This is a genomic window from Mycobacterium sp. IDUB_19 (assembly GCF_055419445.1).
This window is the reverse complement of record NZ_JBVAXR010000011.1, coordinates 134646-146387: the sequence shown is the minus strand read 5'-3', so window position 1 is coordinate 146387 and position 11742 is coordinate 134646. Positions and strand designations below refer to the sequence as shown.

Sequence of the window (11742 nt, the reverse complement as noted above, 5' to 3'; positions counted from 1 at the left end):
TCAGGGGCTATAGCGCAGTTGGTAGCGCGTCTCGTTCGCATCGAGAAGGTCAGGGGTTCGATTCCCCTTAGCTCCACAACGTTTGAACTGGTCAAAGCGATAAAAACACCGAAAACCAATCCTGCGTCAAGACCGCCGTCAAGATTTGTGGTGTAGCCTGCGCTCCCATGGCAAGCATCCGGGTCCGTCAACGTAAAGATGGCAGCACGTACACCAGCGTCTTGTACGTGCTCAACGGCAAGCAGACATCCTCTTCGTTCGACGACCATAAGGAAGCCGTCGACTTTCAGACGTTGGCGAACAAGACCAGTCCCGCCAAGGCTTTGGAGGTCTGGGCGACTGCTCGTCCGGCTGCCGACGGCTTCACGGTGGCGAGCTGGTGCAGCCATCACGTCGAAAATCTGACCGGGGTCAACGCAGCCACCAGGGTCCGTTATCGGCGGTACGTGGCCAACGACATAGCGCCGAGCGCGATAGGCCCCCTGCCCTTGTCAGCACTGACCAACCACGAAGTGGCCATGTGGCTCAACGGTCTGACCGGGGCTGCCAAGACCGCGTCAAATAAACACGGATTTCTGGCCGGCGCTCTCAACGCGGCAGTGCGAGCCAGGCGCATCGATTCCAATCCCTGCCATGGCAACCGACTGCGCCGTGGCGAACCCGCCGAAATGGTGTTCCTCACCCATGAGGAGTTCCAGGTGCTCCATTCCTGTGTCGGTGACTACTGGCAGCCTCTGGTTGAGTTCCTCGTGGCCAGCGGTGCTCGCTTCGGTGAAGCAACCGCACTCAAGCCCTCAGACGTAGACCTCACCGATGGCACCGTCAGAATCCAGCGGGCATGGCGCTACGTACCCAAGGAGGGCTACCAGCTCGGGCCCCCAAAGACTAAGCGGAGCATTCGCACCATCGACGTGGCAGCAGCTGTTCTGGCCAAGCTAGACCTCTCCGGCGACTGGGTCTTCACGAATTCTGGACGCGGTTGGCGCGGTGCACCAACGGATCCTGTTCGCGCGCAAAACTTCCACTCCAACGCCTGGATGCCCGCCTTGGTTATGGCGAAAGACAAAGGTCTGACCAAGCGGCCCCGCATCCACGATCTGCGACACAGCAACGCCAGCTGGCTGATCCAGGCTGGGGTGCCGCTCACGGTGGTTCAGCGTCATTTGGGCCACGAGTCGATCCAGACGACGAGCGATCGTTATGGACATCTGGATCGTAAGGCGTCGCGCGTGGTGGCCGATGTGGTGGGTAACGCGTTGGCCCCTCGGGTAGTAAAGAAACCCTAGGAACCAGCGTGACCGAAACAGTCTTCATGGTGTCATTTCATCTAGGTTTGCTCAAATTCTCGTTCAATATCGAGGTAGACGCCAAAAATACTGGAATATAGTGCATTTGAGTTGCACTGATTTGTAGTTGCGCGTAACGTAGTGTTTGCTCTGGTCAATCAAAAACACAAACAAACACAACCACTGCGGACCAGCGCCAGCCGCGCCTCTTCGCGAAGACGCATAGCTTCGGTCCAGATCACGAACGCTGGTTACCAGATAAAAAACCGGGCGAATCGCGAACTCCTAACGATTTCCTTTCGCTGGAAGGCGCGATATGTCTGTTGCCCCCGTTGCCCATCCTTTGGTCTACGAACTCGATGAAGCGTCTGTCAAGCTCGGCAAAAGCAAGCGCTGGCTGGCCGACAAGCTCCGTGGCGGCCAGTTCCCCGGCAGGAAAATTGGTCGAACGTGGAAGCTCGCACCGGATGACCTCGACGAAATCATTCGGCTTTGCGCGGTAGCCCCTGAGACTGCACCACCGACTGATGCTGCCAATCATGAGTTCCCACAAACCAGTTCGATGACCAGGACGACCGCTCGACGGATGCGCCGGGGTGATCAGTGATCAGCGTCCCCGCCGACAAATGCTGTCCCGGCTCCGCGTTCCGCGGCGAGGGCCACTCCACCGCTGCCTATCACCACCCGCCCCTAGTCGACTACTCCGAGCTGCAGTTTGCGAGCCCATATGATCCGGTGGGTCTCCTGCTTTACCAAAAGGATTAGTGATCCCAATGAGACGCCGGGCGCGCCCGTCGGGGCGCATGACCGATGTGCACCTTCGGTCCAACACCACACTCGCAGAGGGCTCCACAGCTGGGTTCGCTCTGCACTGGGAACGCACGTGCGCCGGCTGCCTGGGACAGTTACGCAAGGGTTTTCGGGTGCACTATGTCGACAACCTAATCTGCCACATCGGCTGCAGCCTTGGTCCCCGCTTCCGGTCGGAGACGACACAGTACTTAGCACAGGCCTTTGAGCGAACCCGCAAGCGCGAGCCGCCGTTATGTCCGCAGTGCTTCACCTTTCACGCCGCCTGCCTAAACCAAGACCAGGGCCTCCGCCGCAACGGAGGCCCCAGATACACCCCAACTTCGCCAAGTAAGGAGTAACTCCAATGGTAGCAACAACAACTCCCCGCGCCCTGCCTTCTTGGGCATTGGACCTTGTCGCACGGGGGATCGACGATCGCCGACCCCTGTTTCGGGCTACCCACCAGGTAGCCTGCTCCGCAGTGGCCGCGGAGGAACTGGCGCGATGACCGAATCCAGTTCGTATGAGCCGATATCCGACGGCAACGGCGCAGGTTTGCTCGATCGCATCAGGGGGTGGTTCGCCCGCTTTATCGCCGTCACCGAGCCCGACGACCTGAACATCCTGGCGCTGTGGACATCGCACACCTACCTTGTCGAGGAGCTTTACACCACGCCACGGCTACAGATCGATTCTGTGGTTTTCAGCAGCGGCAAGACGACCTTGCTCGACCACCTGAATGCCCTCTGCTATTCCCCCATTCACGCCGCCAATCTGTCATCGTCGGCGCTGCTGCCTCGACTGCTACACGCCGGGATGCGTACGATCCTGCTCGATGAGGTGGACCGATCCCTCCACCCCAACAAGCCGGGAGTGGAGGAGTTGCTGGCAATCCTCAACTCTGGCTACCGGTTTGGCGCTACGCGCCCGGTGCTCGTCGGTGGCAGCGGGGCGTGGAAGGCAGAGGAGATGTCTACCTACGCGCCGGTCGCGATGGCGGGGAACTCTCCGCGCCTACCCGATGACACACGCTCCCGGGCAATCCGCATTCTGCTTCTGCCCGACCTAGAAGGCACCGTGGAAGAGTCGGACTGGGAGCACATCGAAGACGAGGCCAACCGGATCCGGTCGGACATCGCTGTATGGGCGGACGCGGTACGGGCACAGGTGAAGGCAATGACCGTCACCCTGCCCGACAGCTGCATTGGCCGGTCCAAAGAGAAGTGGCGCCCGCTCAAGCGAATTGCCGTGGCGGCTGGTGGCGTGTGGCCAGAGATTGTCGACCGACTGATCGAAAACAGCCTCGCCCAGGACGAAGCCGAGCGCGACGCCGGCCTCCGGGCGCAGCCGCCGGGCATGGTACTGCTTACAGACCTGCACGCGGTCTGGCCTGAAGGCGGCGAAGGCTTTGTCCCGACCGGTGAACTGGTGCGCCGGGTCGTGGTCCGCAACATGGCTTACTGGGGCGCCGAGAGTGCGTACGGCAAACAACTCACCGAGCAACGGTTCGGCCGGTTGTTGTCGCAATCGGCTAAGGTGACGTCTTGCCGACCTGGCGGGGGTGGCACACCCCGCGGATACCTGAGGTCGCGGCTTGAGCCAGTCTGGCGTCGGCTCGGCATACGTCAACACCAAACCGGTCAAAGCGGACACAGCGGTCAAACAGGTCAAAACACCGCCTCTTCCAGCGAAGACCGGTCTGACCGGCTCGACGAGGACTTTCCGGAAAAGCCAAGGGGGGCAACTCATGGCGTCTAGCCGCGAAAACGACCGCTTCGGCCGGTTGGACCGGTTTGACCAGTCCGCAACATCGACTAGCCACGTGGGTGCTGAGCCCCTTTCTGAGAACGTTACTGAAGGCGACAAATTTGAAGAGCTGAAGGAGCGCTTGCTGCATCCCCGTGTAGAAACGGTCAAGTTAAGCTTTCTGTCAGATCGCTACGCTCGCCCGGTAACCGGGCAGTTCGATCACACCCGGTGCGCCCGTTTCGACCCGGAGCTGTCCCCGATGATGGCACGCGGAATCAGCTTCGCAACACATCGACAGGGACATGAGCTGCAGCCGGTGAGCTTCGAAGTGCAACGTGCGGTGTGCATCCTGATGGATGAGATCAGCGTGGGCCTGACCGACAAACCCAGGATGCTGGGGCTGCTGCAGATTTTGGTCGAGGAACCGGGATTCGATGTACTCGGGTTTCTTGGCGAGGCGCTGTGGTGCTGGGGGGTTCGCCTGGACGACATGATCGACCCCGCTACTGGACACATCGATTGCGATCGTTACGAGCGGATGTGTGCCGCGATTGCGGCCCAGGAACGTCCGAAGGGGCTGAGTTGACCGAGAAAGATCACCACCTAGGAGTCGGCGATGACCACCAGGGAGGACTACCGGAAGTACTTCGTAACATTGGGATCTCGACGTGTCAGGCGCATCGCCGCCAAGGTGCACGCCGGGCTTCTAGACGCAGAGGGGCGCAGCACGTTGATGAGGAAACTCACCAAAGCGGTGATGTGTCAGCAGATGGTGCGTTGGTCGCTGAACCACCACATCCCTCACGACGAGGACGCCGAGGACGAGGCAGTCGAAATCGACTGGGCGGTCTACTCCAGTGGTTCGACCAGTGTTCAATGTGGTCGACTGGTTGGACGGCTACGCCACGATCGTGCATCACCCTGATTCGCTGCAGGCTCAGAACGAGGATGCAGGGGAGTTGGCGGCGGAGATTTGCCCCTGCTGCGGCGGGACGCCGACGGCAATGGAAGCCACTGACTTACTCTGCGCGAATTCAGTGCTAGCGCAGAGACGACCTCGGCGCCCAAGTACAACGAAGTACCGCGAAAATGCCAGCTTTCCAGGCCCAGACGGTCACCGTAGTGAAGACTGGGACTGAGGCAAGCCAGCCAAATACTGGATGGAGGAGGACATCCCAATGTCATTAATTCAGGCGGATCCCATCTCCGCTAGTCACATCGCGCAGCCGACGCACATCGTCAAACCCGCTAACGGATTCCATCTAGAGCCAAGATGCCGAGTATGCCGCAGCGATGCGATCCGCCGAAAAGTCAACGATCTCTTGGCCACTGGCGCGAGCTACACCATGATCCAGCGGGCCCTAGATGAGGACAACGACAAGCTGGACAAGCGGGACCGGGTCACTATCGATTCGATCCGCAACCACACCGTCCGCCACTTCCCGGTGCAGAACGTGGCAAAGGCGACATATCGCGCGATCCTCGAGCAACGAGCCAACGAGAACGGCGCAGACTTTGTAGCGGGCGTGGGCACAGCGATCACCCCCATGGCCTTCTACGAGACTGTCATGGTCAAAGGCTATGAAACCCTTGTTGACTCGAATACCAAGGTGGATGTGAACACGGGCATGATCGCCGCTGGCCGACTCCAAGCGCTGATCGAATCTCGTGCCAGCGGTACCAGCATGGCGGACATGCTGGTGAAGATAAATCTAATCATCAATGCGATCAAATCCACAGTGCCCGAGACAATGTGGCCGGAGATCGTGCGCAAGATGAAGGGAGAGGACGAGGCCGCGCAGCCGATGGAGGACGACGCTGACGTCTTTGACCCAGCCGATGATCCCTTCGACGAGTTAGACGAGTTGGATGAGTTAGACCGTTAGACGACCGACGTTGTTCGCTTCTGTGAGGGGATGAACAGGCCCGGCGAAACCGAAGCAGCGCCAGGCTATGGCTCGGTGCGATCGCCGGTCGTGATAGTGGGACAAAGCCTCTGCCAGCAGTGCATGGAGACGCAGCAGCCCTTCCCCGGCGGTAGCGGGGCTTTACTCAACGACAGTCTCAAAATCGCTGGCGTCGCCAAGAAGAATGCTTTCATCACCAACGTGGTGCACTGTCATCCGCTTGGCAACCGGAAGTCACGAGCCCACGAGAAGAAGAACTGTAGTCCTTATCTGCACCGTGAGCTTGAAATCGTCCAGCCGAGGCTGGTTATCGGCTGGGGGGAGACGCCAAAGCTGCATTGAAGGCTTTCTATCCCGATGCTCGCGAGCTGCGATGGCCGTTCAGGGTTCCGTGCGCCACCGGGCCAGAGGCTGCGTCCTCACCCGATCTCCTCTTTGTCCCGCACCCATCCTGGATCAAGCGACAGCACGATGACTCCCTCAAAGAGCAGTACGTGACCAGATTGGCCCGCGCGTTGGAGTGGGGCTTTAGCGACCGACCGCACCCTGGGGCGCTGAGCCCGGGCGTCCCCAACACCGCTGGTATCTGATCAGATCGCGGCCAAGCGGTCGACACTCATCTTCATGGCGTGTCTCCCTTCCAAAATCGGCGCCCCCTGAATGGGGGCACCGAACAAATTTAGTTAACTTGAATGAATCACGGATATACGTCAGGGGATTGGCCATGCCACACCGTGAGAGCACAAGCCACTACAGCAGTGGCATCATTAACACTCAACGTTCCGTGAGCAAGATTGTCACGTAAAGCAACCGGGTTGGCACCATGAGAAATGGCCCGAGCGATGTCGCCGCCTATTGCGCGTTCCATCCAATAGCCACCATTCATTGCGATCCCATTGCTCGTTAGACACGCAACGTACTGACGGTCTTATGAGAGAGTTGCCTGGGCTGTTGATGCCACGGTGATTAACGCCGCTAAAGCGACGCTCGATGCGGCAACTAACACAACCAACAATCGGCTGATCCAGTTCAGCATATTCATCCCTTCCAAAACCGGCGCCCCTGGATTGGGACGCCGGGAACTTAGATCACGGAGTAATGGTGAACCCGAACTGAGCCAAGGGCTGCAGAGCAGCCGCATTGAACGGCACGACGAAAACCGCAATCATTCCGTTGTCGGCCGCCATCATCGCGGAAGCACCCTGGTTGCCAACACGCGCGGCATCGCTCTCAGCCATGAACCGCGACGTGTACTGACCGATCCATATCGGCGTCGACGAGTTCACTCCGTCGCTCGTCTCTGCCAAGCAACTCGCGACACCATCAGCGTTGGACATAATCCCCTTTCCACCTCCGTTGTGGAACGTGCCTGGCTTGCACACGGCCGCGAACCACTGGTCCGACGTCGAGGCCATCGGAGCGGACGTAGTCACTCCGCTACTCGCGGAGTTGGCGCCGTTCGAGCTGTGCAGCCCGACGACGGCCAAAGCCACCAGGCCAACCGCCAAGAGTGCGATCGCCACGAGGGCGATCACCTTGGCGACATTCCGGCGTGGGGGTGGCGGCGGGGGAACCGGCGGCCGATAAACCGGCGGGTACGTCGGGCGCTGAGGTGGGTAGTACGGGTAGTGGGTCATCGCGCCTCACTCCCTGGGCGATTTTGGACACCGCCGGTCGACTAGGCAGGTGCTAAATCTCGCCGTGCTCCTCACCTTGCGCTTGCTGGTTATCGACCGACAGGGGACTTGGACCTTGGCCTGGGAGCCTAAGTGCCCGATATGGCGGTCGAGGTGGCCGAAAGACCTTGGGTGGGCGGGCGACTGGTTGTGTCGGGTGCGTCGCATCGATCAGCACGTCAGCTGATGCGGTGGAAGGGGTTCACTCATCGAGGTCTTTCCGGTTGTGGATCCACCCACCCCGAGGGCCTAAGTCCCCTATCGCCGGACCAGCCTGCCAGCGTGGAATGTACAGGTGATGGCAGATTCGCCTTCGAGACGCTCGGGGAAATGAGCTGAGCGAGGGCGAACCGGACGCTTGGCACACAAAGCAACCGAAAAGGAACCCCGAACTATGAAGAATGTCATCGCTGCGGCCGCTATCGGCGCAGCGATCATCACCACCCCTGTGGTGGCGGCCGAAACCGCCTCGGCTGATCCCGGCCAGAACTGCAAGACCGAGTGGAACACCATGTACAACGTGCCGATCGGCGTCCGCACGACCTGCTTCAACCCAGACGGCAGCTATAAAGTGTGCACATCCCTCGGGACGGACGGTAAAGGACCGGGGACGTGCTGGGACTATCCGGCTCCCCCTCAGATGGGTGGACAGCCCATATTCAGTCCGCCCGTGCCGGGAATGCCGCCTCCGCCGCCACCGCCATAACCGTCAAGTACAAAGACCAGAGCACGAAGGAGCCGATCCCGACTATCCCGATGGCGACCTAGTCACCTCGGCGATTACCTGAATCAGACAAGGGCGATAAATGCTTCGTGTGTTCTTCGGAGCGGCAACCGTAGCTGCGGCCTTTTGCTTGCCATTCACCGCAAGCGCCGATGTTGTACTTAGATCGCCGATTCCGCTGAGCCAATGCCAGCCCGGCTACTACCAGAACAGTTACGGGTCTTGCGTCGAAAGGCCCAACCAGAACCCGGGCAACCCAACAGCCATCTGTTGCGATGGCAGTGAATCCCACAGCCAGCATAGAAGCGGCACCTGTTCCGGTCATGGTGGCGTCTGTCAGTGGAACAGCCTGGGGCCGGATGACCCCAACGACCGGTCCGCGGACAGACAGCGTTGGTTGTGAGCGCGACGATATGGTTCACCCACGGCCTGGCTGCAGCCCGGTTGGCGAAGACGGAGTATCGGGCCTGCGGCATCCCTGATTTTGCTCATGGATGAGATGGTGTTCGGGCGTTACCGGCTGATCGAGGTGATCGGCGAGGGCGGCATGGGCAAGGTCTACAAAGGCCATGACACCGTGATTGACCGCAGTGTCGCCGTGAAGGTGTTGTCCACTGAGCTAGGCGCTGAACCGGGATTTCGAGAACGCTTCCGCCGCGAGGCCCAGACGGCCGCTCGGCTGACCGAGCCGCACATCATCCCGATTCACGACACCGGTGAAGTCGACGGCCGGTTGTATCTGGTCATGCCGATCATTGACGGCACCGATGTGGGAACCTTGCTGAAGCGCGAGGGCCCAATGAGCCCGCGGCGGGCCGTGGTAGTCATTGAGCAGCTGGCAGCCGCACTTGACGCCGCACACGCCGCCGGACTGGTGCACCGAGATGTCAAGCCTTCCAACGCATTGATGACCAACCGCGACTTCACCTACTTGATCGACTTTGGTATCGCCCAGGACGCAGCAGCGACGAGAGTTACCAAAACCGGTGCCATCATTGGGACTTTGGCGTACATGGCCCCCGAACGTTTCACCACCGGGGTCGCAGATGCTCGGTCCGACGTCTACTCGTTGGCGTGCATGCTCCACGAGTGCCTTACCGGTGCCCAACCGTATCCCGGCGACAGCGCCGAACAACAGATCACCGCCCATCTAACCCGCACCCCGCCGAAACCCTCGAAGCTCAACCCGGCCATCCCAGCCGCCTTCGACGATGTCATTGCCCGCGGCATGGCGAAGCAGCCAACAGAGCGCTTCGCCTCAGCGGGAGAACTCGCGAGGGCAGCAAGCGCTGCGGCAGCTTTGTCCGAATCGCCAACGATGTTCGCTCCTGGCCCTCGCCAGCGGGTAGGCACCCGCCAGTTCTCGGCCCGATGGCCGAATCCAGAGGGAACCGGAGACACCCCGTATGCCGACCACGTTCGCGTCCCCGAACCGGCGAAGCGCAAGTTCGGACGTGGACGATTGGTGCTGGTTGCCGGAGCCGTGACTGCGTTCGTGGCTGCCGCGCTGATAGCAGCGTTGCTGATCTCCCGGAACAACCAAGGGTCACCGAGCGCTTCCGATTCAACGGTGTCGACGGCACCAAGTACTAGCGATATGACGACAGCAGCCCCGACCATCCGGCCGTCTTTGACGACGACGTCGAAGCCTCGACTCAGCTTGCCGGATACCGACGCACAAGGGTTTGTGGGATATCCCGCCGGTCGGTGTGACCCGGGGAGTACGCCAGCGGTGATGGGGCGCACCACCCAATCTTTGATCGTTGTCTGTGAGGTCGGACCCGCGAATTACTACTACCGCGGTGTCCGGCTCAGCGACAGTGCCAGCATTGAACTGGCCAACGCAGTGCGGTCTTCGGGCGGATTCGATGTCACCAATCCAGTCGACGGAACCCGCTATCAGGTGCGACCGACTGGCATCTCAATCACATCGCCGAGCGGTCAGGTGTTCTCCGAACCGATGATTGAATACGCGGCGAGGTGATCCCTAGGATGCGTCCATGCCCTTAGCCAGCGGGCAGACCTTCGCCGGGTACACGATCGTGCGTCTGTTGGGATCAGGCGCGATGGGCGAGGTGTACCTTGCGCAGCACCCACGGCTGCCGCGTAAGGATGCGCTCAAGGTGCTATCGGCCGATGTGTCTGGCGATGCCGACTACCGCGCCCGTTTCGCTCGCGAGGCCGACCTGGTGTCCACGCTGTGGCACCCGAATATCGTTGGCGTCCATGACCGTGGCGAGGAGGAGGGCCAACTGTGGATCTCGATGGACTTCGTCGACGGGCTCGACGCGGCCAGGCTCCTGGCGGATTGTTGTCCGGCTGGAATGCCGGTAGAGGAAGTTGCTCGCATTGTCACGGCGGTCGCTAGCGCGCTGGATTATGCCCACAAGCAAGGCTTGCTGCACCGTGACGTTAAGCCAGCCAACATCATGATGACCAATCTCGACGACGAGGGTAAGCAGCGAATCCTCCTCACCGACTTCGGAATAGCTCGCAACATCAACGACATCAGTGGGCTGACCAAGACCAACATGACTGTAGGCACGGTCGCCTACTGTGCTCCGGAACAGCTCCTGGGCGAAGACATCGACAGTCGTGCCGACCAGTATTCTCTGGCGGCCACCGCATTTCACCTGCTGACCGGTTCTCAACTATTCCCGAACTCCAACCCCGCGGTCGTCATCAGCCACCACCTCAATGTGCTACCACCGGCGCTGGCCGATACCCGACCCGAGCTTGCCAAGCTCGACCCAGTACTCGCCATCGGCCTGGCAAAACGACCCGAAGACCGATTCCAACGCTGCTTGGACTTCGCGCTCGCCCTGAGCGAACAGATCAATTCGGCTGGTACGCCAAGAACTTCGGCCCCCACTGCATCAGCACCCAGGGCTACGCCTGCAGTCGACGCTGTGGCTGAACCATCGAGGCGACGCACTGTATCCGTGGCGGCCTTTGTTGCCGTTCTCTTGGTTGCTTCAATCGGTGCGGTCATCTTTCTGCTGCGGCCATCGCACCATGACCGGGCGGCGAACAGCACCGCCAGCATAGCGGCACCGCCAACGCCAACACCGGCATCGACACCATCAACGGCACCGCCAACACAATCAACAGCACCGCCAACATCAGCGCCAGCCGTGAACAGTCCAGCGATTGTCAACCCAGATATTTCGTACTTAAACCAACTGCGGCAGTTTGGCCTTGACGTACCAAAACCCGCAGGCGCAGTGGCTACTGCACACATGATTTGCGCACAATTTCAGCAGGGCCACTCGAAGGTCGAAGTTGTGGGTTGGCTCGCAGAGCAGCAACCTCTCGGCCATCTAAACGCGGGCCGCGTGGTCGATGCGGCAACCACTGCCTACTGCCCGCAGTATTACCAGATTCCCCCCAGTGTTGGCCCCTGAGTGCCCTCGCTGAGCCACGATCACGGCTGGGCTGGTTTGGGGTGTTTGTCTGGCTACCGGCCCGACGAGGCAGAGCGGGCTACGCGCCGCGCTAATCCGCTACCCATGCGCAGGTTCAACCGGGCACGGCTGGTTGTCGCTCTTTCATTGGCCGGTTCCGGTGGGGCGGCTTCCACATTCGGGCAACACCACCTCGCTCCGCGT

Annotated in this window: 12 protein-coding genes and 1 tRNA gene; 12 read left to right on the top strand and 1 reads right to left on the bottom strand. The window is 60.6% G+C overall.

Features of this window, described 5'->3' with window-relative positions; all coding sequences use genetic code 11:
* The first annotated feature begins 3 nt into the window (after positions 1–3).
* The 8 genes from ACZY0B_RS11965 (at position 4) to ACZY0B_RS11930 (ending at position 6076) form a co-directional block, all read left to right on the top strand.
* Positions 4–76, top strand: a tRNA-Ala gene (locus tag ACZY0B_RS11965).
* Between the two features lie 91 nt (positions 77–167).
* Complete coding sequence (locus ACZY0B_RS11960) at positions 168–1286, top strand: tyrosine-type recombinase/integrase (protein WP_463764311.1); 1119 nt, start codon at positions 168–170, stop codon at positions 1284–1286.
* A gap of 316 nt (positions 1287–1602) precedes the next feature.
* Complete coding sequence (locus ACZY0B_RS11955; RefSeq protein ID WP_463764310.1) at positions 1603–1893, top strand: helix-turn-helix domain-containing protein; 291 nt, start codon at positions 1603–1605, stop codon at positions 1891–1893.
* A 689-nt stretch (positions 1894–2582) separates the two neighbouring features.
* On the top strand, positions 2583–3836 hold the full coding sequence (locus ACZY0B_RS11950) for a DUF3631 domain-containing protein (protein WP_463764309.1): 1254 nt from the start codon (positions 2583–2585) through the stop codon (positions 3834–3836).
* Positions 3826–4413, top strand: a complete 588-nt coding sequence (locus ACZY0B_RS11945) for a hypothetical protein (protein ID WP_463764308.1) — start codon at positions 3826–3828, stop codon at positions 4411–4413. The genes ACZY0B_RS11950 and ACZY0B_RS11945 overlap by 11 nt, the downstream gene beginning before the upstream one ends.
* 30 nt (positions 4414–4443) lie before the next feature.
* A complete protein-coding gene (locus ACZY0B_RS11940; protein WP_463764307.1) occupies positions 4444–4752 on the top strand; it encodes a hypothetical protein in 309 nt (102 codons plus the stop codon).
* Positions 4753–5005: 253 nt separating this feature from the next.
* A complete protein-coding gene (locus tag ACZY0B_RS11935) occupies positions 5006–5713 on the top strand; it encodes a hypothetical protein (RefSeq protein WP_463764306.1) in 708 nt (235 codons plus the stop codon).
* 30 nt (positions 5714–5743) lie between these two features.
* Positions 5744–6076 carry a uracil-DNA glycosylase family protein gene (locus ACZY0B_RS11930; RefSeq protein WP_463764305.1) on the top strand — a complete coding sequence of 111 codons (333 nt, stop codon included), beginning with the start codon at positions 5744–5746 and terminating at the stop codon, positions 6074–6076.
* 746 nt (positions 6077–6822) lie between these two features.
* Here ACZY0B_RS11930 and ACZY0B_RS11925 read toward each other — a convergent pair.
* Entirely contained in the window at positions 6823–7371 is a 549-nt protein-coding gene (locus ACZY0B_RS11925) for a hypothetical protein (protein ID WP_463764304.1), read from the bottom strand.
* Between the two features lie 433 nt (positions 7372–7804).
* Between ACZY0B_RS11925 and ACZY0B_RS11920 the strand changes: the two genes are divergently transcribed.
* The 4 genes from ACZY0B_RS11920 (at position 7805) to ACZY0B_RS11905 (ending at position 11538) form a co-directional block, all read left to right on the top strand.
* A complete protein-coding gene (locus tag ACZY0B_RS11920) occupies positions 7805–8116 on the top strand; it encodes a hypothetical protein (RefSeq protein WP_463764303.1) in 312 nt (103 codons plus the stop codon).
* Between the two features lie 100 nt (positions 8117–8216).
* Positions 8217–8537: a DUF3761 domain-containing protein gene (locus tag ACZY0B_RS11915; RefSeq protein ID WP_463764302.1), complete on the top strand. Its 321-nt coding sequence runs from the start codon at positions 8217–8219 to the stop codon at positions 8535–8537.
* 87 nt (positions 8538–8624) lie between these two features.
* Positions 8625–10118: a serine/threonine-protein kinase gene (locus ACZY0B_RS11910; RefSeq protein WP_463764301.1), complete on the top strand. Its 1494-nt coding sequence runs from the start codon at positions 8625–8627 to the stop codon at positions 10116–10118.
* Positions 10119–10134: 16 nt separating this feature from the next.
* On the top strand, positions 10135–11538 hold the full coding sequence (locus ACZY0B_RS11905; protein ID WP_463764300.1) for a serine/threonine-protein kinase: 1404 nt from the start codon (positions 10135–10137) through the stop codon (positions 11536–11538).
* Positions 11539–11742: the final 204 nt, after the last annotated feature.